Origin of the sequence: Streptococcus sp. GP0011 (assembly GCF_030546305.1) — a bacterium.
In the GTDB taxonomy this organism is placed as follows: domain Bacteria; phylum Bacillota; class Bacilli; order Lactobacillales; family Streptococcaceae; genus Streptococcus.
Map to the genome: position 1 here is coordinate 1 of NZ_JAUONR010000005.1, position 26,338 is coordinate 26,338.

At 42.9% G+C, this 26,338-nt stretch carries 27 protein-coding genes and 1 pseudogene; 21 read left to right on the plus strand and 7 right to left on the minus strand.

Annotated features, from left to right (window positions below; translation table 11 throughout):
• Window positions 1-762: pseudogene (locus Q4443_RS06460) on the minus strand (hypothetical protein); the annotation flags it as partial.
• Window positions 763-964: 202 nt separating this feature from the next.
• Window positions 965-2,131, minus strand: a complete 1,167-nt coding sequence (locus Q4443_RS06465; RefSeq protein WP_049478965.1) for an MFS transporter — start codon at window positions 2,129-2,131, stop codon at window positions 965-967.
• A 221-nt stretch (window positions 2,132-2,352) separates the two neighbouring features.
• On the opposite strand from Q4443_RS06465, the gene Q4443_RS06470 reads away from it, so the two are divergent.
• Window positions 2,353-3,183: a glycosyltransferase gene (locus tag Q4443_RS06470; protein ID WP_049478964.1), complete on the plus strand. Its 831-nt coding sequence runs from the start codon at window positions 2,353-2,355 to the stop codon at window positions 3,181-3,183.
• 75 nt (window positions 3,184-3,258) lie between these two features.
• Window positions 3,259-5,109 (plus strand): nucleoside-diphosphate sugar epimerase/dehydratase, encoded by a 1,851-nt coding sequence (locus Q4443_RS06475; RefSeq protein WP_303408211.1) that lies wholly within the window; start codon window positions 3,259-3,261, stop codon window positions 5,107-5,109.
• 95 nt (window positions 5,110-5,204) lie between these two features.
• On the opposite strand, the gene Q4443_RS06480 is transcribed toward Q4443_RS06475, so the two are convergent.
• Genes Q4443_RS06480 through sdaAB form a run of 3 tightly spaced genes read right to left on the minus strand, consistent with a single transcriptional unit; the run spans window position 5,205 to window position 7,408 of the window.
• Complete coding sequence (locus Q4443_RS06480; protein ID WP_049519247.1) at window positions 5,205-5,834, minus strand: HAD-IA family hydrolase; 630 nt, start codon at window positions 5,832-5,834, stop codon at window positions 5,205-5,207.
• Window positions 5,835-5,855: 21 nt separating this feature from the next.
• On the minus strand, window positions 5,856-6,728 hold the full coding sequence (gene sdaAA, locus Q4443_RS06485; RefSeq protein WP_000500029.1) for an L-serine ammonia-lyase, iron-sulfur-dependent, subunit alpha: 873 nt from the start codon (window positions 6,726-6,728) through the stop codon (window positions 5,856-5,858).
• An 8-nt stretch (window positions 6,729-6,736) separates the two neighbouring features.
• Window positions 6,737-7,408: an L-serine ammonia-lyase, iron-sulfur-dependent subunit beta gene (gene sdaAB, locus Q4443_RS06490; protein WP_000555867.1), complete on the minus strand. Its 672-nt coding sequence runs from the start codon at window positions 7,406-7,408 to the stop codon at window positions 6,737-6,739.
• Between the two features lie 241 nt (window positions 7,409-7,649).
• Between sdaAB and Q4443_RS06495 the strand changes: the two genes are divergently transcribed.
• The 9 genes from Q4443_RS06495 (at window position 7,650) to mnmG (ending at window position 16,683) form a co-directional block, all read left to right on the plus strand.
• Complete coding sequence (locus Q4443_RS06495; protein ID WP_049519245.1) at window positions 7,650-8,282, plus strand: LysM domain-containing protein; 633 nt, start codon at window positions 7,650-7,652, stop codon at window positions 8,280-8,282.
• Between the two features lie 279 nt (window positions 8,283-8,561).
• Entirely contained in the window at window positions 8,562-9,368 is an 807-nt protein-coding gene (locus Q4443_RS06500; protein ID WP_303408212.1) for an ABC transporter substrate-binding protein, read from the plus strand.
• Between the two features lie 15 nt (window positions 9,369-9,383).
• Window positions 9,384-10,580: an argininosuccinate synthase gene (locus tag Q4443_RS06505; protein WP_000031908.1), complete on the plus strand. Its 1,197-nt coding sequence runs from the start codon at window positions 9,384-9,386 to the stop codon at window positions 10,578-10,580.
• Window positions 10,581-10,607: 27 nt separating this feature from the next.
• Window positions 10,608-11,999 (plus strand): argininosuccinate lyase, encoded by a 1,392-nt coding sequence (gene argH / locus Q4443_RS06510; RefSeq protein WP_001125690.1) that lies wholly within the window; start codon window positions 10,608-10,610, stop codon window positions 11,997-11,999.
• A gap of 161 nt (window positions 12,000-12,160) precedes the next feature.
• Window positions 12,161-13,282 carry a tRNA 2-thiouridine(34) synthase MnmA gene (gene mnmA, locus Q4443_RS06515; protein WP_007520866.1) on the plus strand — a complete coding sequence of 374 codons (1,122 nt, stop codon included), beginning with the start codon at window positions 12,161-12,163 and terminating at the stop codon, window positions 13,280-13,282.
• A gap of 21 nt (window positions 13,283-13,303) precedes the next feature.
• Window positions 13,304-13,735: an SseB family protein gene (locus Q4443_RS06520; RefSeq protein WP_000485110.1), complete on the plus strand. Its 432-nt coding sequence runs from the start codon at window positions 13,304-13,306 to the stop codon at window positions 13,733-13,735.
• 149 nt (window positions 13,736-13,884) lie between these two features.
• Entirely contained in the window at window positions 13,885-14,340 is a 456-nt protein-coding gene (locus Q4443_RS06525; protein WP_000193660.1) for an NUDIX hydrolase, read from the plus strand.
• 8 nt (window positions 14,341-14,348) lie between these two features.
• Window positions 14,349-14,780, plus strand: a complete 432-nt coding sequence (locus Q4443_RS06530) for an NUDIX hydrolase (protein WP_000989470.1) — start codon at window positions 14,349-14,351, stop codon at window positions 14,778-14,780.
• Window positions 14,770-16,683, plus strand: coding sequence for a tRNA uridine-5-carboxymethylaminomethyl(34) synthesis enzyme MnmG (mnmG, locus tag Q4443_RS06535; protein WP_049519244.1), 1,914 nt, complete (start codon window positions 14,770-14,772; stop codon window positions 16,681-16,683). The genes Q4443_RS06530 and mnmG overlap by 11 nt, the downstream gene beginning before the upstream one ends.
• 64 nt (window positions 16,684-16,747) lie before the next feature.
• Here mnmG and Q4443_RS06540 read toward each other — a convergent pair whose 3' ends face one another.
• Together Q4443_RS06540 and Q4443_RS06545 are read right to left on the minus strand one after the other, a co-directional pair.
• Complete coding sequence (locus tag Q4443_RS06540) at window positions 16,748-18,427, minus strand: ribonuclease J (RefSeq protein ID WP_049490486.1); 1,680 nt, start codon at window positions 18,425-18,427, stop codon at window positions 16,748-16,750.
• A gap of 1 nt (window position 18,428) precedes the next feature.
• Window positions 18,429-18,662: a DNA-dependent RNA polymerase subunit epsilon gene (locus Q4443_RS06545; protein WP_000639581.1), complete on the minus strand. Its 234-nt coding sequence runs from the start codon at window positions 18,660-18,662 to the stop codon at window positions 18,429-18,431.
• Window positions 18,663-19,213: 551 nt separating this feature from the next.
• Here Q4443_RS06545 and Q4443_RS06550 point away from each other — a divergent pair.
• The 10 genes from Q4443_RS06550 (at window position 19,214) to Q4443_RS06595 (ending at window position 26,329) form a co-directional block, all read left to right on the plus strand.
• Window positions 19,214-19,741, plus strand: a complete 528-nt coding sequence (locus Q4443_RS06550; protein ID WP_235227761.1) for a hypothetical protein — start codon at window positions 19,214-19,216, stop codon at window positions 19,739-19,741.
• Between the two features lie 149 nt (window positions 19,742-19,890).
• Window positions 19,891-20,106, plus strand: coding sequence for a hypothetical protein (locus Q4443_RS06555; RefSeq protein ID WP_000492029.1), 216 nt, complete (start codon window positions 19,891-19,893; stop codon window positions 20,104-20,106).
• A 332-nt stretch (window positions 20,107-20,438) separates the two neighbouring features.
• Complete coding sequence (tsaB, locus tag Q4443_RS06560) at window positions 20,439-21,122, plus strand: tRNA (adenosine(37)-N6)-threonylcarbamoyltransferase complex dimerization subunit type 1 TsaB (protein ID WP_042903033.1); 684 nt, start codon at window positions 20,439-20,441, stop codon at window positions 21,120-21,122.
• Window positions 21,119-21,556 (plus strand): ribosomal protein S18-alanine N-acetyltransferase, encoded by a 438-nt coding sequence (gene rimI, locus Q4443_RS06565; protein ID WP_042903032.1) that lies wholly within the window; start codon window positions 21,119-21,121, stop codon window positions 21,554-21,556. Before tsaB ends, rimI begins: the two co-directional genes overlap by 4 nt.
• Window positions 21,546-22,556 (plus strand): tRNA (adenosine(37)-N6)-threonylcarbamoyltransferase complex transferase subunit TsaD, encoded by a 1,011-nt coding sequence (gene tsaD, locus Q4443_RS06570; protein ID WP_049519242.1) that lies wholly within the window; start codon window positions 21,546-21,548, stop codon window positions 22,554-22,556. The genes rimI and tsaD overlap by 11 nt, the downstream gene beginning before the upstream one ends.
• Window positions 22,557-22,621: 65 nt before the next feature.
• A complete protein-coding gene (locus Q4443_RS06575; RefSeq protein WP_049519241.1) occupies window positions 22,622-23,230 on the plus strand; it encodes a hypothetical protein in 609 nt (202 codons plus the stop codon).
• Window positions 23,231-23,366: 136 nt separating this feature from the next.
• Window positions 23,367-24,062, plus strand: coding sequence for an AzlC family ABC transporter permease (locus tag Q4443_RS06580; protein ID WP_000659752.1), 696 nt, complete (start codon window positions 23,367-23,369; stop codon window positions 24,060-24,062).
• Complete coding sequence (locus Q4443_RS06585; protein WP_000253951.1) at window positions 24,052-24,375, plus strand: AzlD domain-containing protein; 324 nt, start codon at window positions 24,052-24,054, stop codon at window positions 24,373-24,375. Before Q4443_RS06580 ends, Q4443_RS06585 begins: the two co-directional genes overlap by 11 nt.
• Before the next feature lie 102 nt (window positions 24,376-24,477).
• On the plus strand, window positions 24,478-25,320 hold the full coding sequence (locus Q4443_RS06590; protein ID WP_000724972.1) for an amino acid ABC transporter substrate-binding protein: 843 nt from the start codon (window positions 24,478-24,480) through the stop codon (window positions 25,318-25,320).
• A gap of 154 nt (window positions 25,321-25,474) precedes the next feature.
• Complete coding sequence (locus tag Q4443_RS06595; RefSeq protein WP_000694527.1) at window positions 25,475-26,329, plus strand: MetQ/NlpA family ABC transporter substrate-binding protein; 855 nt, start codon at window positions 25,475-25,477, stop codon at window positions 26,327-26,329.
• The last annotated feature ends 9 nt before the right edge of the window (window positions 26,330-26,338 follow it).

The window sequence follows — 26,338 nt, forward strand, 5'->3', positions numbered from 1 at the left end:
ATGCGAATCCTGGAATTTTTGCTGCAAATTCTCTAATTTTTTAGCAGTAGTCTCTAGTTCCTTCAACACAGTCTGCTCAGTTGATAAATTGAGCAAAATCATGGCAAATGCTTCTGCTATATCATGCGAATCCTGGAATTTTTGCTGCAAATTCTCTAATTTTTTAGCAGTAGTCTCTAGTTCCTTCAACACAGTCTGCTTGGTTGATAAATTGAGTAAAATCATGGCAAATGCTTCTGCTATATCATGCGAATCTTGGAATTTTTGCTGTAATTTCTCTAGTTTTTTAGCAGTAGTCTCTAGTTCCTTCAACACAGTCTGCTTGGTTGATAAATTGAACAAAATCCTGGCATACGGCAAAGCTATATCATGCGAATCTTGGAATTTTTGCTGTAATTTCTCTAATTTTTTGACAGTAGTCTCTAGTTCTTCCAACTCAATTTGCTCGGTTGACAAATTGAACAAAATCCTGGCAAATGCTTCTGCTATATCATGCGAATCCTGGAATTTTTGCTGCAATTTCTCTAATTTTTCGACAGTAGCCTCGATTTCCTTCAACACAGTCTGTAAGATTGACAAATTAACCAAAATTCTAGCATACCGCAACGCAATGTCTTCTGATTCAGGGTATTGCTCATAAATTATTCTTGCTTTTTCTGCTAGACTTTCACAGGCAGTCTTATCTGTCTCCTTTGCTGATAAGTCAACGAGTTTATCTAACTCTGCTAAACTTTGATCCAAATTGTATTTCTGTTCATCCACTCTGTGCACCTCGCTTAAAATAGTAGCTATCTTATAAACTAATTTATTTTTCGCATGACAATTAGTTTCTATGCATCTTATTATATCAAAAACGCCATCTTTCTGCTAACAGATGGATGGTGCTTTTTGTTGAAATAAGCACTAAAAAAGCCAGACTCTGTCTGGCTTTGCATTGTTTATGGTTGTGATAGATTTTAGAAAATTAGAGAATCTTATCAGCCCGATCCACCATAAAGAGCGAGACGGTCATGATGATATCAACAGCTAGAAGAGCAAGGACAGCTGGGACCCAAGATTGGAAAAGTTCAAAACTATAACCAAACAAGGCAGGTCCAAAAGCAGCTAAGATGTAGCCCCCTGTTTGCGCTAGTCCTGATAGCTGAGCTGTCTTTTCAGGAGAACTGGTTTTAAGAGAAAAGCAAACCATGAGGTAGGGGAAGAGGGCACTGCAGGCCGTTCCAATCAAGAGATGGACGACTAACCAGTAGAGGAAATTATTGGCTGGATACAAGAGCATGGCAATTCCCATCATACCAGCGATAGAGATAGTTGCCAGCATGATTCGACGATGACCATCTGACAGACGAGTGGTCAGACTTGGAACAGTCATTGAAAAAGGAATGCTGATCAGTGAGAAAATAGAAGCGAGGAGAGCCGCATCACTATTAGAAATACCAGCACTAACAGCCATAGTTGGCAACCATGTCATGCTTGTATAAAAGAGCAAGGACTGAAGCCCGCCAAAGATAATGATAGCCCAGACATCTTTACTTTTTAGAATATTCTCTTTGACTTGCTTTTCTTTTTGGCTTTCTAGGTGGTGATTGTGGCGATGATTGGGCAACCAGACTAGCAGAGTGACCAGACAGAGAAAGCTGAGAACGAGGATGAGTCCCTTCCAAGAACTAGCTTGGGTGATAGGGACCGAAAGATAAGAAGCGATGGCTGTCGAAATTCCCATGGCAGTGACATAGAGAGTTGTTAGGAAACTAATCTTTTGAGGCTGATTTGCTTGGATCATACTTGGGAGGAGTACATTGAAGATCGCAATGCTTGCTCCCACAATTAAGGTCCCTAGATAGAGAAGGGGAAGATTGAAAATCCGAATGACAGAGCCAACAGTTAAGAGGAGGAGACAGTAAGTAAAGAGGTGTTCCAACCCGATTTTTTGTGCCAAGCGGCTTGCAAAAGCAGAGAAAAGAGCAAACATCAAGAGAGGGAGACTGGTTAAAATCCCAAGAGTGCTAACCTCCACTCCTAGTCCCTGAGCGATATCTCCTAAAATAGTTGGAAGAGCAGTAAAGGGAGAGCGTAAAACAGTCCCGATTAAGACAATTCCTAGAACAAAAAAGAGTGATTGTTTTTTCATAAAAACCTCGATAGGATGATTTTAATAACAGCTTATTTTAAGGTTTTTTCATTATAATGTCAAGTAATGACAGCCAAGACAGATCAATCAATGAAAGTGAAAATATAGTGAAAAGGGACGGATTTCTTTACTAGAATTTTCCTTGATTTGATATAAAAATAGGAAACTAGGAAATTTTGTGATAAAATAGTGGAAGGAAATCTATACATTGGAGAAAAACTGTGCCTGAAAAGCAAAAAATCAGCGTCTTGATGTCGGTCTATGTAAAGGAAAATCCGACGTTTTTAAGAGATGCTATCAAAAGTGTTCAAAACCAGACCTTGAAACCGAGCGAACTTGTTCTTGTTGAGGATGGGCCGCTCACGCCCGAACTCTATCAGGTGCTAGATGAAGTGGAAGCTCAGTCAGACATTCCAGTGAAACGGTGCCCCTTAGAACAAAACCAAGGTTTAGGCTTGGCTCTTCGATACGGTGTTTTACAGTGCCAGTATGACATTATTGCCCGCATGGATACGGATGATTTAGCCGTTCCGGATCGTTTTGAGAAACAGCTTCAGCTAATGGAGAAAGAAGATCTCGACCTCTTAGGTGGGCATATCGCAGAGTTCATTGACAATCCAGATGAGATTGTGTCTTATCGTCGTGTTCCAACTCAGCATGCAGACATTGTGGCTTATCAGAGAATGAGAAGCGCCTTTAACCATATGACAGTCATGTTTAAAAAGGACATGGTCCTCAAGGCTGGCAACTATGAAGATGGCCTTTACATGGAGGATGACCTCCTTTGGCTCAATATGATTGCTGCAGGTGCCAAGACTGGGAACCTAGATCAAATCTTGTGTAAGGTTCGTGTCGGTGCAGGGATGTTTGAGCGTCGGGGTGGATCGCGTTACCTTAAACTCTATCGTCAGGCTCGCCAAAGGATGCTTGAGCGAGGGCAAATTTCTTACATGGAATATGCTAAAAGTGTAGCCATTCAGGCAATTGTTGCACTTTGTCCAGGCTTTGTACGTCAGTTTATCTTCGTCAAACTTTTAAGAAAGAGAAAGTAAGCCCCGATAGACTGAATGATTTAGGCTATCATAACAACAGTATCATCTGACTCTTTTAAGGGGGAGTAAATTCCTATGAATAAAAAACTAACAGATTATGTGATTGATCTGGTTGAAATTTTAAATAAACAGCAAAAACAAGTGTTTTGGGGGATATTCGATATTCTGAGTATGGTGGTTTCCATCATCGTATCTTATATCTTGTTTTATGGCCTTATAAATCCTGCGCCTGTGGATTACGTGATCTACACTCTTTTAGCCTTCCTCCTCTATCAAATCATGATTGCGTTTTGGGGGCTAAATGCTAGTATTAGTCGTTATAGCAAGATTACGGATTTCATGAAAATCTTTTTCGGAGTGATGCTCAGCAGTGTTCTTTCTTATGGAATCTGCTATGCCTTCCTTCCATTGTTTTCTATCCGTTTCATCGTACTCTTCATTTTGTTGAGTACCTTCCTTATCTTGCTTCCTCGTATCACTTGGCAGTTGATTTATTCTAAACGTAAAAAAGGTAGTGGAGATGGAGAACACCGTCGGACCTTCTTGATTGGTGCTGGTGATGGTGGTGCCCTCTTTATGAACAGCTACCAACACCCAACTAGCGACCTTGAGCTAGTGGGGATTTTGGATAACGATGAAAAGAAAAAGGGACAAAAACTAGGTGGAATCCCAGTTTTGGGCTCTTATGATAATCTACCTGAATTAGCTAAACGTCACCAAATCGAGCGTGTTATCGTAGCGATCCCTTCGCTTGACCCATCAGAGTACGAACGCATCTTGCAGATGTGTAATAAGCTAGGCGTCAAATGTTACAAGATGCCTAAGGTTGAGACAGTCGTTCAAGGACTCCATCAACCAGGTAGTGGTTTCCAAAAAATTGATATCACAGACCTTTTGGGCCGTCAGGAAATTCGTCTCGACGAATCGCGTCTAGGTACGGAGATTACAGGCAAGACCATCCTGGTGACAGGGGCAGGTGGTTCGATTGGTTCGGAGATTTGTCGTCAGGTTAGCCGTTTCAATCCCGAGCGTATCGTCTTGCTTGGACATGGTGAAAACTCAATCTATCTCGTTTATCATGAATTGATCCGTACATTCCAAGGAATTGATTATGTTCCTGTTATTGCAGATATTCAGGACTATGACCGTCTCTTGCAGGTGTTTGAGCAGTACAAACCAGCCATTGTTTATCATGCTGCAGCCCACAAACACGTTCCGATGATGGAACGCAATCCAAAAGAAGCCTTCAAGAACAATATCCTCGGTACCTACAGTGTTGCCAAGGCTGTTGATGAAGCCAAAGTACCTAAGATGGTTATGATTTCGACTGACAAGGCGGTCAATCCACCGAATGTTATGGGTGCGACTAAGCGCGTGGCAGAATTGATTGTCACTGGCTTTAACCAACGTAGTAAATCAACCTACTGTGCAGTTCGTTTTGGGAATGTTCTCGGTAGTCGTGGTAGTGTGATTCCTGTCTTTGAACGTCAGATTGCTGAAGGTGGCCCTGTAACAGTAACAGACTTCCGTATGACACGTTACTTTATGACCATTCCAGAGGCTAGCCGTCTAGTAATCCATGCTGGCGCTTATGCCAAGGACGGAGAAGTCTTTATCCTCGATATGGGCAAACCAGTTAAGATCTATGACTTGGCTAAGAAAATGGTCCTTCTAAGTGGACACACAGAAAGTGAAATTCCAATCGTTGAAGTTGGGATTCGTCCGGGTGAAAAACTCTATGAAGAACTCTTGGTTTCGACCGAATTGGTTGATAACCAAGTCATGGACAAGATTTTCGTTGGTAAGGTAAACGTTATGCCTCTAGAAGCTATTGATCAAAAGATTGAAGAGTTCCGTTCACTCAGCGGAGATGAGCTCAAAGGAGCCATCATTTCCTTTGCAAATGAAACAACCCATGCTGAGTAAGAGGGTCTAACAAATTAATTATAAATAAAAGGCCAAGGTTCTGTTTGTACAGGACCTTGGCCTTTTTACTCTGTAATTTCAAATTGTTGTATTATTTATAGTTGCTTAATGATATCATCAATGGTATGGGCAATCCAGTCAGGTTGATAGCTGAGCAAATCAGCCTCTTCTCCAAATCCCCAAGTAACAGCAAACTTTTTAATGCCAGTTTCTTGAGCTCCGATCATATCAAACTTGGTATCCCCAATGATGAGGACTTGGTCTGCAGGGAGTTGATGCGTTTGCAAGGCGTAACGGATGACATCCGCCTTGTGTGGTGTTTCAGGACTAGAACCATAAATGCCATCAAAGAAATGATGGATTCCCAGATTTTTAGTCATATCGTGAGCAGTAGGAGTATTCTTTGTTGTAGTGATGTAGAGAGGGTAGTTTTGCGAAAGCTCTTGAAGCAATTCCGTTATTCGGGGGAAGAGTTGCGCTTCGTTGATTCCTTTTTCCTTGTAGTAAGAACGATAGATTTGAACAGCTTCTGAGATTTGTTCCTTGGGAAGACATGTTGCAAAACTACTTTCAAGGGGCGGTCCCATAAAACCACGAATGGTTTTGGCATCAGGGCTTGGAACTCCTAGCTCTTTAAAGGTATGGGTAAAGGCATTGTGGATCCCGAGGGAACTGTCAACCAGGGTTCCGTCTAGATCAAAAAAGATTGCTGAGATAGAGGGCATACTTTCTCCTAATAGATGAGTTTATTCGCCGAAGATTTCTTTTTGTAGGCGACGACCAGTAGGTGTGGCAGCGAGTCCACCCTCAGCCGTTTCACGAAAGGCAGTTGGGAGGCTGGATCCGACTTGGTACATGGCATCGATAACTTCATCGACAGGGATCTTAGATTCGATACCTGCCAAGGCCATATCAGCCGCGATAAAGGCAAAGCTGGCTCCCATGGCATTGCGCTTAACACAGGGAACTTCAACCAAACCAGCGACGGGGTCGCAGATGAGGCCCAGCATATTTTTAATGACAAAGGCGATGGCTTGACTAGCCTGATAGGGGCTTCCACCTGCGGCCAAGGTCAAGGCTGCGGCACTCATGGCAGAGGCAGAGCCGACTTCGGCCTGACAACCACCTTCAGCACCTGAGATAGAAGCGTTGTTTGCGATAACCAATCCAAAGGCACCCGCGGCAAAGAGGAAATCAAGTTGTTCTTCATGGCTAAGGTCTAATTTTTGGATAGCAGCAGTGAGAACAGCTGGCAAACAACCAGCGCTTCCTGCGGTTGGAGTGGCGCAGACCAAGCCCATTTTAGCGTTGTGTTCATTGACTGCGATGGCATTTCGGGCTGCTGATAGGATGGTAAAGTCTGACAAGGCCTTGCCACTTTTGAGATGGCGGTCTAGTTTGGCCGCATCTCCACCCGTTAAGCCGCTACGGGATTTATTTTCACTGAGGCCGAGCTCGACAGAGGCTTTCATGACTTCTAGATTGCGTTCCATGAGGAGGAGAACTTCTGGTCGTTCCCGACCGGTTAGTTGATATTCTGTTGCAATCATGAGTTCTGCGACATTTCCTTGGAAGTCTAGATCCGCCTGCTCGACCAATTCTTTGATAGAATAAAACATGTTTCCTCCTACTTAAAGAAATTGACATTGTGGAGATGAGGGATTTTTCGGATTTCTTCAATCGCCTCTTCGCAACTTCGACTATCGACTTCGATAATCATGATGGCTTTTTCTCCAGCTTTTTCCCGAGTCACATTCATCTGGGCGATATTGATATCGAAACGAGAGAGAGCTTCTGTGACATGGGCAATCATACCCGGAATATCCTGATGCACGATGATGATAGTCGGGGTATTCATGTTAAGAGAGATGGCAAAGCCATTGAGTTCCGTGACCTGGATATTTCCCCCACCGATGGAAATACCTGTCACACTAATGGACTTGTGTTCATTTTTCACAGTAATTTTAGTGGTATTAGGATGAGGAGCGTTGCTATCTTTCTGAATGGTCCAGACAATCTTAATACCACGTTTATGGGCAATCTCTAGGCTATTTGGAATGTCGGGATCGTCCGTATCCATACCTAATATACCAGCGACGAGAGCAAGGTCAGTTCCATGACCACGGTAGGTCTTGGCAAATGAGTTAAATAATTGGAATTCGACTTCTGTCGGCGTATCGTCAAAGATGGAAGAAACGATTTTCCCGATGCGAACAGCTCCAGCAGTATGGCTACTTGATGGGCCAATCATAACTGGTCCGATAATGTCAAAGACAGATTGAAAACGAAGTGAGTGCATCTGTTTCCCCTTACAAAGATTCTTATATCTATTATATCAAAGAATGGACCTCTGCGCTTATTTCCCTTATCAAAAACTTAAAATGATTAAAGTTAGTATAAAATAAGGTCTTTTGTGACAAAAACCTCCTTAAAACGGTAAATATAAAACATTTTTGTAATATTTCTACATATAACCGTTAAACAACGGTAACATTTAAAAGGTATCATAGATATATCCAATGGAAGGAGAATTTTTAGATATGTCATTAACAACTAAAAAAATTAAAACAACTATCGCAGGAGTAGCAGCTTTGCTTGCTTTCTTTGCTCCATCACTTGCATCTGCCCAAGAAACTGTAACTTACACAGTTAAATCAGGTGATACTCTTTCAGAAATCGCTGAGAAGTACAACACAACTGTTGAAAAATTGGCAGCGAAAAACAACATCAAAGATATTCATCTTATCTATGTTGACCAAGTTTTGGTTATCGAAGGAACAGCTTCAACTGTAGCTCCAGCAGCAACAACGGAAGAAACAGCTCCAGTAGCTACAGAAACAGTTGAAGAAGCTCCAGCAGCAACAACAACTTATGAAGCCCCAGCTGCACCTGCAACTCCAGCAGCTCCAGCAGCAGAAAGCAACACTGCAGCAGCTTCTACTGTAAGTGGTTCTGAAGCAGAAGCTAAAGAATGGATCGCTCAAAAAGAATCAGGTGGTAGCTACACTGCTACAAACGGACGTTACATCGGACGTTACCAATTGACAGATTCATACTTGAACGGTGACTACTCAGCTGAAAACCAAGAACGTGTAGCAGATGCTTACGTTGCAGGACGTTACGGTTCATGGACAGCTGCCAAGAACTTCTGGCTTAACAACGGTTGGTATTAAGAATACAAGAGTCCTTTAGGGCTCTTTTTTTGTTTCTCTATAACAAAAAGTGTAACGAGCTTCTCAGTAATGCTCTATTTGTATAATTCCGACTAAATTCTTCAAATTGTTTTAAAACTCAAATAGTATAAATAAGCTTATTATATGTAAAAATATATCATATAATAAGCTTTTTCTTGATTTATATGAAATAAAATACAGTTTTTTTCTTGACAAACGAGAATGAGAAGAGTATTATTTATACAATAATAAAGTATAAAAATAAAAGGAGGCTCTTCTATGAATAAAGTGAAGAAGGTGTTGATGACGATGTTTGGTTTGCTTATGTTTCCCTTATTATTTGCTTGTAGTAACACTCAATCCCAAGGTGTTGAAGCCGTTAAGGCTAAAGGAAAATTGGTGGTGGCCCTAAATCCAGAGTTTGCTCCATTTGAATACCAGAAATTGGTTGATGGGAAAAATCAGATTGTAGGTTCAGATGTTGAGCTAGCCAAAGCCATCGCAAAGGAACTAGGTGTAGAAGTGGAGTTCTCTCCAATGAGTTTTGATAATGTACTGGCTAGTCTTGATTCAGGCAAGGCCGATCTTGCCATATCAGGTGTTTCTAAAACGGAAGAGAGAAGTCAAGTTTACGATTTTTCAATTCCCTACTACACTTCGAAAAATAAGGTTATCGTAAGGAAAGCTGAATTAACGAATTACCAATCAGTCAAGGATTTGGCTCAGAAAAAGGTTGGAGCGCAGAAAGGTTCTATCCAGGAAACTCTGGCCAAAGAAACTTTGCAGGATTCTTCTCTCGTTTCACTTCCTAAAAATGGAAATTTGATAACAGATTTGAAATCAGGGCAACTAGATGCGGTTATCTTTGAGGAACCAGTGGCGAAAGGATTTGTAGAGAATAATCCAGACCTAGCCATCGCTGAGTTTGATTTTGACAATGATAAAGAAGATTCCTACGCTGTTGCGATGAAAAAAGACAGTAAAGAATTAAAAGAGGCGGTTGACAAAACCATCCAGAAGTTGAAGGATTCTGGGGAGTTGGACAAATTGATTGACGATGCTTTTAAAGCCTCTATCGAAAAATAGAAAGAAGGAAGAGAAATGAGTAAGGAAAAGGTCATTTTAGCCTATTCAGGTGGATTGGATACATCAGTTGCTATTACATGGTTAAAAAAAGACTATGATGTGATCGCTGTTTGTATGGATGTGGGTGAAGGAAAAGATTTGGAGTTCATCCACGATAAAGCTCTCAAGGTTGGGGCTGTTGAGTCTTATGTCATTGATGTTAAGGAAGAATTTGCTAATGACTATGTTTTAGTGGCCCTTCAGGCTCATGCTTACTATGAACAGAAGTATCCCTTGGTATCTGCTCTGAGTCGCCCTCTTATTTCAAAAAAACTCGTTGAAATAGCTCATCAAACGGGGGCAACCACAATTGCCCATGGTTGTACAGGTAAGGGAAACGACCAAGTTCGGTTTGAAGTCTCTATTGCAGCTTTGGATCCCAATCTAAAGGTAGTTGCGCCTGTTCGTGAGTGGAAATGGTCTCGTGAAGAAGAAATCCAATATGCCAAAGAAAACGGTGTTCCAGTTCCTGCTGACCTTGACAATCCTTACTCTGTCGATCAAAATCTTTGGGGACGTGCAAATGAATGTGGTGTCTTGGAAAACCCTTGGAACCAAGCGCCAGAAGAAGCATTTGGAATCACATCTTCGCCGGAAGAGGCACCAGACAGTCCAGAATTTATTGACATTGAGTTTAGCTGCGGGGTGCCCATCTCCCTCAATGGTGAGAAGATGAAAGTAGCGGATTTGATTCAAAAGCTAAATGAAATTGCGGGCAAACATGGTGTCGGTCGTATTGACCATGTGGAAAATCGCCTAGTCGGTATTAAGTCAAGAGAGATTTATGAGTGCCCAGGCGCTGTGACTTTATTGGCAGCTCATAAGGAGATTGAAGACTTGACTCTTGTGAGAGAAGTGGCTCATTTCAAACCTATTATCGAAAATGAGTTGTCCAATCTCATCTATAATGCTTTGTGGTTTAGCCCAGCAACTCAGGCTTTGATTGCCTATATCAAGGAGACACAGAAAGTTGTCAATGGAACTGCAAAAGTTAAACTCTATAAGGGGAACGCCCAGGTAGTGGCTCGGAAATCACCAAATTCTCTTTACGATGAAAATTTGGCGACTTATACTAGTGCGGATACTTTTGACCAAGATGCGGCTGTTGGATTTATCAAGCTTTGGGGGCTTCCGACTAAGGTTTATTCAGAAGTTCAGAAAAATGTTGAGTAGTGACGCGATAGAAAGGGACGACAGGATATGCCGAAAAATACAAAATTATGGGGTGGTCGATTTGAAGGCACTGTGGAAGATTGGGTAGAACAGTTCGGTGCGAGTATTTCTTTTGACCACCAGCTGGCAAAATTTGATTTGATGGGTTCCCTAGCTCATGTTCAAATGCTAGGACAGACTGGCATTTTAAGCTTGGAAGAGGCAGAGCAGATCCAAGATGGTCTGCAAGCTTTGTTGCGAGATTTAGAGGCAGGAGAGCTTCATTTTGATATTGCAAATGAAGATATTCATATGAATATGGAAGTGTTGCTGACAGAGAAAATTGGTCCTCTGGCTGGGAAACTACACACGGCTCGTTCTCGGAATGACCAAGTCGCAACGGATATGCACTTATATCTAAAGGAGCAGCTTGGCCATGTCTTGGATAAGTTGGCGAATCTGAACAGTGTTTTGCTGGATTTGGCTGAAAAACATGTGGAAACCATCATGCCAGGTTATACTCATTTGCAACATGCCCAACCGATTAGTTTTGCCCATCATCTCATGGCTTATTATAATATGTTCCAAAGGGATAGCGAGCGCTTTGCATTTAACTTGAAACATACGGACCTATCTCCACTGGGTGCGGCTGCCTTAGCGGGGACAACTTTTCCAATCGATCGTCAATTATCGAGTGATTTATTGGGTTTCCAACAACCCTATACCAATTCCTTGGACGCAGTGAGTGACCGTGATTTTATCTTAGAATTTCTGTCAAATGCCAGCATTTTGATGATGCATATGAGTCGTTTTTGTGAGGAAATCATCAATTGGTGCAGTTTTGAGTATCAGTACATTAGCTTGTCTGATAGCTTTTCAACGGGTTCATCTATCATGCCCCAGAAGAAAAATCCTGATATGGCGGAATTGATTCGAGGGAAGACAGGCCGAGTTTACGGGAACTTGCTTGGGCTATTGACCGTCATGAAGTCTTTGCCTCTGGCTTACAATAAGGATTTGCAAGAGGACAAGGAAGGCATGTTTGATACAGTAGAAACGATTTTAAATTCTCTGGATGTGTTGGCAGGTATGCTATCGAGCATGCAGGTTAATAAGGCCAAAATGCAGCAATCCACAGAGAATGATTTTTCGAATGCGACCGAACTGGCAGATTATTTGGCTGAAAAAGGACTCCCTTTTAGAGAAGCGCATGAAATTGTAGGGAAATTGGTTCTAGACTCTATCAAGCATGGTAAAAACATCCAAGATTGGGATTTGGAGGAGTTGCAAGCCTACCATCCCTTGATTGAAGAGGATATTTATATCTACTTGCGTCCAGAAACCGCTGTTCGGAGACGGAATTCCTTAGGAGGAACCGGCTTTGAGCAAGTGAAATACCAGATAGAACAAGCGAAGAAAGAACTTAAAGGGGAAAATTGATTCGTTTGCAAAGGAAGAAAGAGAGGTTGAGATGATTTATCAACCTCTTTCTTGTCTTCTCTAACCAAGCGTGTTATAATGAATACTGCTCAAGCGACCTTCAATCGTTAAAGCACACACGACCTTCAATCGTGAATAAACGAATAGATGGGAGACTTACCATGAGTGATAACTCTAAAACACGTGTTGTTGTGGGGATGAGTGGTGGTGTTGATTCGTCGGTGACGGCTCTCTTGCTCAAGGAGCAGGGCTACGATGTGATCGGTATCTTCATGAAGAACTGGGACGACACAGATGAAAACGGCGTCTGTACGGCGACCGAAGATTACAAGGATGTGGCTGCGGTGGCAGACCAGATCGGCATTCCTTACTACTCTGTTAATTTTGAAAAAGAGTACTGGGACCGCGTTTTTGAGTATTTCCTAGCGGAATACCGTGCAGGGCGCACGCCAAATCCAGATGTTATGTGCAACAAGGAAATCAAGTTCAAGGCCTTTCTGGACTATGCCATGACCTTGGGGGCAGACTATGTAGCGACGGGGCACTATGCCCGAGTGGCGCGTGATGAGGATGGCATCGTTCACATGCTTCGTGGTGTGGACAATGGCAAGGACCAGACCTATTTCCTCAGTCAACTTTCGCAAGAACAACTCCAAAAAACCATGTTCCCCTTGGGACATTTGGAAAAGCCTGAAGTTCGCAGACTCGCAGAAGAGGCAGGCCTTGCGACTGCCAAGAAGAAAGACTCGACAGGGATTTGCTTTATCGGAGAAAAGAACTTTAAAAACTTCCTCAGTAACTACCTGCCAGCTCAGCCTGGTCGCATGATGACTGTGGATGGACGCGATATGGGTGAGCATGCAGGTCTGATGTATTATACGATTGGTCAGCGTGGCGGACTCGGTATCGGTGGGCAACACGGCGGTGACAATGCCCCTTGGTTCGTTGTCGGAAAAGACCTGAGCAAGAATATCCTCTATGTCGGCCAAGGTTTTTATCATGATTCGCTTATGTCAACCAGCCTAGAAGCCAGTCAAGTCCACTTTACTCGTGAGATGCCAGAGGAATTTACGCTAGAATGTACGGCTAAATTCCGCTACCGTCAGCCTGATTCTAAGGTGACAGTACATGTCAAAGGAGATAAGGCAGAGGTCATCTTTGCGGAACCGCAACGCGCCATCACACCAGGACAGGCAGTTGTCTTTTACGATGGCGATGAGTGTCTCGGTGGCGGTTTGATTGACAATGCCTACCGCGATGGACAGGTTTGTCAGTACATTTAAGATTTTCTAAGAGGAAAGAGAATGTTTCAGTTTTTTAAGAAAAAAACGGCTAAAAAAGAGCAAACAATGAGCCTCTCTGACTATAAGAAAGAGTATTTGAGAGAGAAAACGACAGAGTCAATTGAAGCCTTGTTCAAGGAATTGAAACAAGCTAAAGTCTGGGTCCCCTTCAATCCGAATCTTCTGGATGAGAGTGATGAACAAGAAGGGGTACGACTAAAACCGGATATTCTGCGAAAGGGAGACGACTACTTCTATCCTTGTTTCTTAACTGAACAAGATATTCCCAGGGACTATTATGACCGTTTTTCCTGGTTGCAATTACCTCTTACGGACTGTTTATCTGTTGCGGAAGAGATAGGGGAGTTTCCGGTGAGAGGGATTGTTCTGGATGCCTTCTCTGACCCAGTCGAGATTGACAAAGGAGCTTTTGAAGCGATTCGCCAATTATAGTACATTTAGATTGACAAATTTTCTCAATTTGCTACAATAATAAAAGCAATAGAAATGATGGTCAAAGCTCATGGATGTTGCAGGCTTTTTTGTCCTGCACTTCTTTGGAGTTTTGACTGTTTTTGTGTCGTTTAAGGGAAAGGACAAAAATGACTCAACAAGACTTTCGGACAACAGTGGGAGACACGGTCTTTGGTGTTCGGGCGGCAGCCTTGATTCTCCAAAATGGCAAGCTCCTAGTTACTAAAGACAAGGGTAAATATTACACTATCGGCGGTGCGATTCAAGTCAATGAAAGCACGGAAGACGCGGTAGTCCGTGAAGTGAAGGAAGAACTAGGTGTCAAAGCTCAAGCTGGGCAGCTAGCTTTCGTGGTTGAAAATCGTTTTGAACAGGACGGTGTTTCCTATCACAACATCGAGTTTCATTACCTGGTGAATTTGCTTGAAGAAGCTCCATTGACCATGCAGGAAGATGTGAAAAGGCAACCTTGTGAGTGGATTGATTTGGATCAGCTCCAGAATATCCAGCTAGTTCCAGCCTTTTTAAAAACAGCCCTACCAGAATGGAACGGCCAACTAAAACACATTCATCTTGAGGAATAGGAGAGAAAATGATGGTTAAGCTTATTGCCCATGTACTTGTTCATAGTGGTGGTGATTATTTGCTCATTCAGCGTTCGGAAATTAAAAGAGGAGAACCCAACGTTTATCCAACTTACTGGGATATTCCTGGTGGCGGGGTTGAAAAGGGTGAACTTCCGCGAGATGGTGCTCTTAGAGAATGCATTGAAGAAGCGGGAGTTAGGCTAGATAGCAGTTCGCTCAAACTTCTTCACGAAGATAGTCAACTGGATACCTCTAAGGATACGGTTTTTACTCGCTTAGTTTATAAAGCAGAGTGGATTGGGGAGAAGCCAATTATCAGATTAGATCCTGAAGAGCATACACACTTTAAATGGGTTACTATGGATCAAGCTCTAGAGGAGGAGAAGTTAGTTCCTTATTTGCGAGAAATTTTTGAAAGGTTAAGAAATGACTTATAATTTTACGGAAGAATACGATATTATTGTAATTGGTGCGGGGCACGCGGGGGTAGAAGCATCTCTAGCAGCCAGCCGTATGGGCTGTAAGGTCTTGCTTGCGACCATCAACATTGAAATGCTGGCTTTCATGCCTTGTAACCCTTCAATCGGTGGTTCTGCCAAGGGGATTGTCGTGCGTGAAGTCGATGCCCTCGGTGGCGAGATGGCCAAAACCATTGACAAGACTTACATCCAGATGAAGATGCTCAATACTGGGAAAGGTCCAGCTGTCCGTGCCCTTCGTGCGCAAGCTGACAAGGAGCTTTACTCTAAGGAGATGCGCAAGACAGTTGAAAATCAAGAAAATCTCACCCTTCGTCAAACCATGATTGATGAAATTTTGGTGGAAGATGGCAAGGTTGTCGGTGTGCGTACAGCTACCCATCAAGAGTATGGAGCAAAAGCGGTTATTGTAACCACAGGAACAGCCCTCCGTGGGGAAATCATCATCGGAGACCTCAAGTACTCATCAGGTCCTAATCACAGTCTTGCTTCTATTAACCTAGCTGATAATCTCAAGGAATTGGGCCTCGAAATCGGTCGTTTCAAGACAGGAACCCCTCCACGTGTCAAGGCTTCCTCTATCAACTACGATGTGACAGAGATTCAGCCAGGAGATGAAGCACCAAATCACTTCTCATATACTTCACGTGATGAGGACTATGTCAAGGATCAAGTGCCATGCTGGTTGACCTATACCAATGGTACCAGTCATGAAATTATCCAAAATAACCTCCATCGTGCGCCTATGTTTACAGGTGTGGTCAAGGGAGTGGGACCTCGTTACTGTCCGTCAATTGAGGACAAGATTGTGCGCTTTGCGGACAAGGAACGCCACCAACTTTTCCTTGAGCCAGAAGGGCGCAATACAGAGGAAGTTTATGTTCAAGGTCTATCAACCAGTCTGCCAGAGGATGTACAGCGTGACTTGGTTCATTCTATCAAAGGTCTGGAAAATGCAGAGATGATGCGAACAGGTTATGCCATTGAGTACGACATGGTCTTGCCACACCAGTTGCGTGCGACTCTGGAAACCAAGAAAATCTCAGGCCTTTTCACAGCTGGTCAGACAAATGGAACATCAGGTTACGAAGAAGCTGCTGGCCAAGGGATTATCGCAGGTATCAATGCCGCTCTGAAAATCCAAGGCAAGCCTGAGTTGATTTTGAAGCGCAGTGACGGCTATATCGGGGTGATGATTGACGACTTGGTGACAAAGGGTACCATTGAACCTTACCGTCTCTTAACCAGTCGTGCAGAATACCGTCTCATCCTCCGTCATGATAATGCAGATATGCGTTTGACTGAGATGGGACGTGAGATTGGGCTTGTTGACGATGAACGCTGGGCTCGTTTTGAAATCAAGAAAAATCAATTTGACAATGAGATGAAGCGCCTAGACAGTATCAAACTCAAGCCAGTCAAGGAAACCAATGCCAAGGTTGAGGAGATGGGCTTCAAACCATTGACTGATGCGGTGACAGCCAAGGAATTCCTCCGTCGCCCAGAAGTTTCTTATCAAGATGTGGTGGTCTTCATCGGACCAGCTGCTGAGGACTTGGATGACAAGATTATCGAATTGATTGAAACAGAAATCAAGTACGAAGGCTATATTTCCAAAGCCATGGATCAGGTTGCCAAGATGAAACGCATGGAAGAAAAACGCATTCCAGCCAATATAGATTGGGATGACATTGACTCGATTGCGACAGAAGCCCGTCAGAAGTTCAAACTGATCAATCCAGAAACCATCGGCCAAGCTAGCCGTATTTCGGGAGTAAACCCAGCAGATATTTCTATTTTGATGGTGTATTTGGAAGGTAAAAATCGTAGTATTTCTAAAAATCAAGAAAAAAAAGCATAGAGAAAAACAGCTCCGAAGACGGGGCTGTTTTTTTTGACTTGTATTCAATGAAAATCAAAGAGTATTATTCTTCATCTGGTGTGAGGATCATAGGGATGATGATTGGTTCACGTTCTGTATTTTCATAGAGGAATGGTCGAATGGCGTTGACAATAGCACCATTGACAGATTGGATGCTAGCATCTTTGTTTTTCAATGCGATACGAATGGCATTGAAGAGGATGCGCTGACTTTGACGAATCAAGTCGCCAGACTCTCTCATGTAGACAAAGCCTCGACTGAGGATGTCTGGACCAGACAGAATCATCTGCGATTTGAAGTCAACAGTTGCGACTGCAAGTACGACACCGTCTTCGGATAGATCTCTACGGTCTTTGAGGACGGCTGCACCGATTTCGCCGATACGATTTCCATCGACATAGATGTCTTGGGCATTGAAATGACCTGCGATACGAGCTGAGTTAGCAGTAAGGGCAAGCACGTCACCATTGCTCATGATAAAGATATTGTCCTTCTCGACACCAGTATCCACCGCTAGTCCAGCGTGGACTTTTTGCATGCGGTATTCACCATGGACAGGCATGAAGTATTTTGGCTTAATCAAGCGGAGCATGAGTTTTTGCTCTTGCTGACCACCGTGTCCAGATGTATGGATATTGTTCACTTTACCGTGGATAACTTCGACACCAGCTTCTGAGATAATGTTAATCAGCTTGTTGACGCTAGTGGTGTTTCCAGGAATTGGGCTAGAAGAGAAGATAACGGTATCGCCGGGTTGGAGTTGCACTTGACGGTGGGTTCCGTTGGCGATACGAGAGAGGGCTGCCATCGGCTCCCCTTGACTACCTGTACAAAGGATAAGAACCTCGCCAGCAGGGTAGTCTTTGATTTCATTTGGCTCGATAAAGGTTCCCTTAGGAGCTTTGATGTAGCCAAGTTCGATCCCGTTGACAATGGCCTTTTCCATAGAACGACCAAAGACTGCAATCTTGCGTCCGGTCTTAACAGCAGCATCTGTTGCTTGCTGGAGACGGAAAATATTGGAGGCAAAGGATGCAAATATGATGCGTCCTTCAATGCCTTGGATGATCTTCATGATGGACTGGCCAACGACTTTTTCAGAGTTGGTAAAGGTTGGTACTTCCGCATTTGTCGAGTCAGACAGGAGACAGAGCACACCTTCTTCACCAAGGGCAGCCATACGGTGCAAGTCTGCAGGTTCTCCAACTGGAGTAAAGTCAAACTTAAAGTCACCCGTACAAACGATTTTCCCTTGAGGAGTATGAATGACAATCCCTAAAGGCTCTGGAATGGAGTGAGTGGTTCTAAAGAAAGTTGCCTTGAGGTTTTTAAAGGTCAACTCAGTGTTGTGGTTGATTTCGTAAAGTTTGGCGTTGCGCAAGAGGCCGTGTTCTTCGAGTTTTCCACGGATCAAAGCCAGGGCAAGTGGCCCAGCGTAGATAGGGACATTTGCTTGCTTGAGCAGGAAAGGAATCCCACCGATGTGGTCCTCATGTCCGTGTGTAATCAAAACAGCCTTGACGCGGTCGATATTGTCCACGATGTAAGAGTAGTCAGGGATAACGTAGTCGATACCCAGCAAGTCATCTTCTGGGAATTTAATCCCAGCATCGACGATGATAATTTCGTCTTGGTATTCAATTCCGTAAGTGTTTTTCCCGATTTCTCCCAGACCACCGATGGCAAAAACGCCGACTTCTTCAGGTTTAAGAGTGTAGGCCATATTAGAACTCCGTAATCTCGAAAGCGCCAGTTTCTTTTTCGTAATCTAGCAATTTGTCAGACAAGAGTTCAATAAATTCGATGTTGTACTCTGGGCGGTTTTCTTCGACAAGTTGGCGAGCAGCGATACGGCCCTCAAGTTCTGAGTTGGCATCGATGTCTAGGTAAAGTGAGCGTGTTGTTTCACGACGTGGGCTGCGTTCTTTTGTTTCTTGATAAAAAACTTTGTAAATCATATTGTTCCTTTCTATTTACAGGTCAGCTTATTCCAAACTTTTAGCAGAGATTTGCTTGATTTCATTCCATTTTGTGTCTAGATTGACCTTGATTCGTTACAATTATTTCAATTATACCACAAAATGAAAAATTAGTAAAAGACGGAAATGGAGAAAGTCGGGAGGGGAAGAAGGAACAAAAAGACAGGTAGGATTTGGTCGGAGAGCACTTAGGTGTTATAATGAAAGGGGGAATCTAAAGAGATAGTAGATTTAAGGAAGAATACAGTTCTAGTTTCATTAATCGTTGGAGTGGATGGTTGGGACCGAATGATATCTTTGAAAAAAGAAAAAGCTCTTGAGAAATCTCGAGAGCAACCAAAAAGGCTGAGACAAAATTAAGGGATCTTTCTGAGCAAGCTCAAGGGGCAGCACCATTACCTAAAGTGATTGAATCACAACCTTTGAAAGACTTGTCACCAAGTCAGACCAAATCTCAACCTTACCCTATTTTATCATCTACTCAGCTAAGAAGTCAATCTATAAGTATAACGATGTAGACATAGCATGGAGTGGAGTGCTTACTGAACGGGCAAGGAAAAGCCCTTGATCAAAGCCAAGAGCCTACTAATAACATTGGGGGCGAACTAATCAATCGCAATTCCGGTTATTTAGAAGGCGAACCCTCAAGGACAGCACCACAGCCTGAAGAGCCAAAGGCTCAACCTGATTTTCCTACCAATGTTAAATTATATTTTAACATTGACAAGTCAGTAAAGTCAAGTTATCGGTTGCGTGGTGGCTACAAATACCCTGAAGATGCGGACATAAGGACTTTAAATAAGTATGCGGATGCTTTGCAACGGTCAGCACAACAATATTTAGATAGATTTGCCAATCAAAAAATCATCTACGCTTTTAACGAAGATAACCAACTGAACGCTCTGTCACCAGTCGCCCTACGTTATCCTCTCAATATTTGCAGTTTATCATCAATTACTGAGGGAATTAACTTTAAAAGCATCAAAAAGCTCCTGACCGAAGTCAAGAGCAGTCAAACACTGGGGGCGAATTGTTCAATCGCAATTTCAGTTCTTTAGAAACCAAAGTTTCAGGGATAGCACTGTAACCCGAGGAGTCAACGACTCAACCTGAATTTCCTACCAGTGTTGAATTACATTTTAACATTGATTGAACAACATTGTCAACAGTTTAAATAAAAATAGGAATACCAAAAGGAGGATTAAGAATGTTTAGTTTGTTTGAATTTGCAGTAGGGGTTCGCCTCTTGATGTTTGTAGTCTTTGTAGCTTGTGTCTATGGGGGGAATGCCCTGTTTGTGCATCTGGAACACCGCAAAACAAAATTTCTTTGGAAGCTTGCTTTTGTGACGCTCTATTCAATTTTTCTCCTCCTGGTCACCTATGTTGTCTGGCTCGTTTTCTACTTTGGTTTAAATGCCTAAAGTCAATTATTCCTCTAGATATACAGAAAATCCACCTCGTCTTGATAGATGGGATGGATTTTTCTATTTTTAGGTGCTATCTTTATTGTTATGACGATGATTTCTAACGTCGAAAATCGAGTTGAAACATAAATGCCTGATCCAAATTTTTTACGAAGAACCTTTCAATTTCCTTGTTCACTTTTCTATTCAAAAAAGCTACAACTTTTTTGAATTTTTTGTGTAGAATTGCCTGTCTAAGTGGCAGGCCCTTTTGTTTCAAAATAAAGAAAATTCCCATGCGCTAGCTTTTGTAGTATAATAGTAAACAGACAAAAAGATAGGAATATGTTATGAAAGTATTAGCTTTTGATACGTCCAGCAAGGCTCTTTCTCTAGCCATTTTAGAGGACAAGCAGGTTCTTGCTGAGACTATGATCAATATCAAGAAAAATCACAGTATTACCCTCATGCCTGCCATCGATTTTTTGATGGGCAGTCTGGATTGGACACCTAAGGATTTGGATCGAATCGTGGTGGCTGAAGGCCCAGGTAGCTACACAGGCTTACGAATTGCGGTAGCAACTGCCAAGACCTTAGCTCATACACTGAACATCGAGTTGGTTGGGATGTCAAGCCTTTTAGCTCTGCTGCCACGCCAACAAGAAGGCTTGATTGTCCCCTTGATGGATGCACGTCGCAACAATGTTTATGCAGGGTTTTATGAAAATGCCAAACCTGTCATGCCAGAAGCACACTTGTCCTTTGCGGAAGTGGTAGAGCAGGTCAAGGATGCTGAACAGGTGACTTTTGTCGGAGAAGTTGGAGTCTTTGTGGAGCAGATCCAAGAACAGCTACCACAAGCTAGCTACCAGGAAACCTTGCCAAATGCAGCTAATCTAGCTTTGTGGGCTTGGGACAAGGAAGCAGACTCCTTGCACGACTTTGTACCAAATTACCTCAAACGTGTAGAAGCTGAGGAAAACTGGCTCAAGAACCACACCGAGTCTGGTGAGTCCTACATTAAACGCCTATGATAGAAATCAAAAGAATCCAAAGACAGCCTGACCTGGCTCAAGCCATCTATGCTGTCATGGCAGCTGTTTACCCAGTCAGTCCTTGGACGCTGGAACAAATCCAAGCAAACCTGTCCCAAGACCAGACTTGGTACGATCTGGCTTATGATGGGACAGAAGTGATTGGCTTTTTAGCTGTGCAGGAGAATCTCTTTGAGGCAGAAGTCCTGCAAATCGCTGTCAAAGGAGCCTATCAGGGTCAGGGAATTGCGTCAGCCTTGTTTGCTCAATTGCCGGTAGATAGGGAAATTTTCCTAGAAGTCAGAAAGTCAAACCAACGAGCGCAAGCATTTTACAAGAAAGAAAAGATGGCGATTATCGCTGAGCGAAAGGACTACTACCACGATCCAGTTGAGGACGCCATTATCATGAAGAGAGAAATAGATGAAGGATAGATATATTTTAGCATTTGAGACATCCTGTGATGAGACTAGTGTCGCCGTACTGAAAAACGATGATGAGCTCTTGTCCAATGTCATTGCGAGTCAAATTGAGAGTCACAAACGTTTTGGGGGCGTAGTGCCAGAAGTAGCCAGTCGTCACCATGTCGAGGTTATTACAGCCTGTATCGAGGAGGCTCTAGCAGAAGCAGGAATTACCGAAGAGGATGTAACAGCCGTTGCCGTTACTTATGGACCTGGATTGGTTGGGGCTTTGCTAGTTGGTTTGTCAGCTGCCAAGGCCTTTGCTTGGGCTCATGGACTTCCGCTGATCCCCGTGAATCACATGGCTGGTCACCTCATGGCGGCTCAGAGCGTTGAGCCTTTGGAGTTTCCCTTGCTAGCTCTCTTGGTTAGCGGTGGGCACACGGAGTTGGTCTATGTTTCTGAGGCTGGGGATTATAAGATTGTTGGGGAAACGCGGGACGATGCGGTTGGTGAGGCCTATGATAAGGTCGGCCGTGTCATGGGCTTGACCTATCCTGCAGGTCGCGAAATTGATGAGCTAGCTCATCAGGGGCAGGATATTTATGACTTTCCTCGTGCTATGATTAAGGAAGACAATTTGGAGTTCTCATTCTCAGGTCTCAAGTCTGCCTTTATCAATCTTCACCACAATGCCGAGCAAAAGGGAGAAAGCTTGTCAACAGAGGACTTGTGTGCGTCCTTCCAAGCTGCGGTCATGGATATTCTTATGGCTAAAACCAAGAAGGCTTTAGAAAAATACCCTGTTAAAACCCTTGTTGTCGCAGGTGGTGTGGCGGCCAATAAAGGTCTTAGAGAACGCCTAGCAGCCGAAATCACAGATGTCAAGGTTATCATCCCTCCCCTACGCCTTTGCGGAGACAATGCAGGTATGATTGCCTATGCCAGCGTCAGCGAGTGGAATAAAGAAAACTTTGCAGGCTTGGATCTCAATGCCAAACCAAGCCTGGCTTTTGATACCATGGAATAGAGAGTTAGCCTAAGGTTGACTCTTTTATCTTGGACAAATCTTAACCTTTTTTGTATAGTAGAAATATGAAATTTACAAAAATAATCAGTGGTTTGCTTGTTATTGGAGCTTTACTCATGCTTTTATCAGCTTGCCATCATATCAAAAAGACGCAACTGGTCTTGTTTGAATCCCTTTCGTTAGGTATGTCTCCTAAATCTTTTGAAGAAGTATTTGGAAATGCTAGCGAGGTGGAGGAAGAAAAGGAAATGGCTTATCGGGATACTTGGCGTGCAGAAGATCCGTATTTCTATAAAACAGGTCGCCTTTTCTATCACTATGAGCAGATTACTTTGAAAGGCTATACTGGTCGAGCGACTTTTACATTTTCAAAATCGCATTGTTTGGAAGAAGCGACAGTTCATATTCCTGTAACTTCAAAGGTGGAGCAGAAAGTAGTACTTAACAATCTATCCCAGACTATAAAAAAAGAACTGGAAGAACTTCCAGATTACCAGTCCATGACAACTGAGACAGTAGGCATCTATGATGACGGTTATCGCTACAAGGTCAAGTTAAAAGGACAACAGTGGGAACTCTGGATTGATGTTTATCCGACAGAAAATAAATATGCTACAGACACAGAAACCGATAAGTATACTATCCGAGTGGATCAATTTCTCATGTATCCATGATGCTTCCTCTTCAGCACTTTTTCTGGCAATAGGTTTCGAATCCGAAACTTTTTTCTCTTCTTTGAATATGTTATAATAGTCCGTGCTGTGGCTGTGATGACGAACAGCCGCAATTGGAGAGAATATGAGGAGAAGGATGAAAGAAAAAGGATTTTGGGAAGGTGTACAGGCGGCCATGCCGACTGCTCTTGGCTATGTCAGCATTGGTCTGGCTTGTGGGATTATTGGCGCGCCCTATGTGACACCTGTTGAGATGGGCTTGATGAGCCTCTTTGTTTATGCTGGGAGCGCCCAGTTTGCCATGTTGGCACTGATTGCGGTCCAAGCGCCTGTGGCAGCTATTGCTATGACGGTCTTTTTGATCAACTTGCGACTCTTTTTGCTGAGCCTGCATGCATCGACTTATTTCCGTCATACTAGTCTCTGGCAAAATATCGGCATGTCCAGTCTCCTGACAGATGAGACCTATGGGGTTTTGATGGGAGAATTAGCCCATACAGACAAGGTTCATCCCATGTGGATGCACGGGAACAATCTCAATAGTTATGTAGCCTGGTTTATTGGGACAGTGGCGGGGACAGCTTTAGGTGGGCTTCTGCCAAATCCTGAAGTCTTTGGATTAGACTTTGCCCTTGTTGGGATGTTTATCGGGATTTTTACTTCGCAATTTCAGATTATGCAAAGACGGGTTCCTGTAAGGAATCTGCTACTAATCCTAGCCGTTGTTGCGGTGTCCTTCTTTTTGCTCTTGACAGTAGTGTCTCAGTCGCTAGCTGTTTTGTTTGCGACCTTGCTAGGTTGTACTATGGGGGTGGTCTTAGATGGTCAGTAAATATCTTTTGTTAGTCGTTATCTTTTCGGGCCTAGTGACTTGGATTCCCCGTATGATTCCCTTCATCTTGATCAAGTATAAGGGCTTGCCTGCTATCGTTGAGCGGTTTTTGAAGTTCTTGCCTGTTTCTATTATCTTTTCCTTGATTCTTTCAAGCGTAGTGACTGGCAAGGTTGGGAGCCTTCCTCAAATCAAATGGCTGGACTTTTTAGCAGTCTTTCCAACGGCTTGGGTAGCCTTTCGCTACCGCAATCTAGTGGGTACGGTTCTTTTTGGAGTGGTCTTGATTGCAGTCTTGCGTCTGGTCTTTTAGTCAGCCATAAAAAAAACCTATCACCGAGATAGATATCATATAATGGCAAAAAAAAATATTTTCTGTTAAGATAGTAAAGTATTCTATTTTGGAGGAAATGACATGAAAAAAATCGTCAAATATTCATCTCTTGCTGCTCTAGGACTTGTTGCCGCAGGTGTACTAGTAGCTTGCTCAGGTGGTGAGAAGAAAGATGCGGCATCAGGTGATGCAACAAGTGCTAAGAAAGAAATCGTTGTAGCAACTAACGGCTCACCAAAACCATTTATCTATGAAGAAAATGGTGAATTGACTGGTTACGAGATTGAGCTTGTTCGTGCTATCTTTAAAGACTCAGACAAGTATACTGTCAAGTTTGAAAAGACAGAGTGGTCAGGTGTCTTTGCAGGCCTTGATAGCGACCGTTATCAAATGGCTGTGAACAATATCAGTTATACCAAAGAACGCGCTGAAAAGTACCTTTATGCAGCTCCAACTGCTAAAAACCCTAACGTTCTCGTTGTGAAGAAAGACGACGACAGCATCAAATCACTTGATGACATTGGAGGCAAGTCTACTGAGGTCGTTCAAGGGACAACATCAGCTAAACAGCTAGAAGATTATAACAAACAACACGCTGACAATCCAACTGTTCTTAACTACACCAAGGCTGATTTCCAACAAATCATGTCTCGTTTGAGCGATGGTCAGTTTGACTACAAGATCTTTGATAAGATCGGTGTTGAAACAGTTATCAAGAACCAAGGTTTGGACAACTTGAAAGTCATTGAACTTCCAAGCGACCAACAACCTTACGTTTACCCACTTCTTGCTAAAGGTCAAGATGAGTTGAAATCATTTGTAGACAAACGAATCCAAGAACTCTACAAAGACGGAACTCTTGAAAAATTGTCTAAACAGTTCTTCGGGGACACTTATCTCCCAGCAGAAGCTGATATTAAATAGTCGTATGAAATCATCCAGTCTGAGAAAGACGGATGATTTCTCAATTTTCAGGTATATAGTTTCAAACTATATGTCTGCCTATCTAATAACAATTTGCTAATTCAAATAAAGTATGAGATACTATTACGGTATTATTTTTAAAGGAGAAAGAATCATGAAAATTAAAAAATGGCTCGGTGTAGCAGCTCTTGCTACAGTTGCAGGTTTGGCTCTTGCAGCTTGCGGAAATTCAGAAAAGAAAGCAGACAACGAAACAGTTGTCAAAATTGCAACAGTTAACCGTAGCGGTTCTGAAGAAGCGCGTTGGGATAAAATCCAAGAATTGGTTGAAAAAGATGGAATTAAATTGGAATTCACAGAGTTCACAGATTATTCACAACCAAACAAGGCAACTGCTGATGGCGAAGTAGACTTGAATGCTTTCCAACACTACAACTTCTTGAACAACTGGAACAAAGAAAACGGGAAAGATCTTGTAGCGATTGCAGATACCTACATCTCACCAATCCGCCTTTACTCAGGTAAAAATGGGGAAGAAAACAAGTACACTAAAGTTGAAGAAATCCCAGATAACGGTGAAATCGCCGTACCAAACGATGCAACAAACGAAAGCCGTGCGCTTTACTTGCTTCAATCAGCTGGTTTGATCAAATTGGATGTTTCTGGAACTGCACTTGCAACAGTTGCTAACATCACAGAAAATCCAAAGAACTTGAAGATTACTGAATTGGACGCTAGCCAAACAGCTCGTTCATTGTCATCAGTTGATGCTGCCGTTGTAAACAATACCTTCGTTACAGAAGCAAAATTGGACTACAAAAAAGCACTCTTCAAAGAACAAGCTGATGAAAACTCAAAACAATGGTACAACATCATCGTTGCGAAAAAAGATTGGGAATCATCACCTAAAGCTGATGCCATCAAGAAAATTATCGCGGCTTACCACACTGATGAAGTGAAAAAAGTTATCGAAGAAACATCAGACGGTTTGGACCAACCAGTTTGGTAATAAGACATA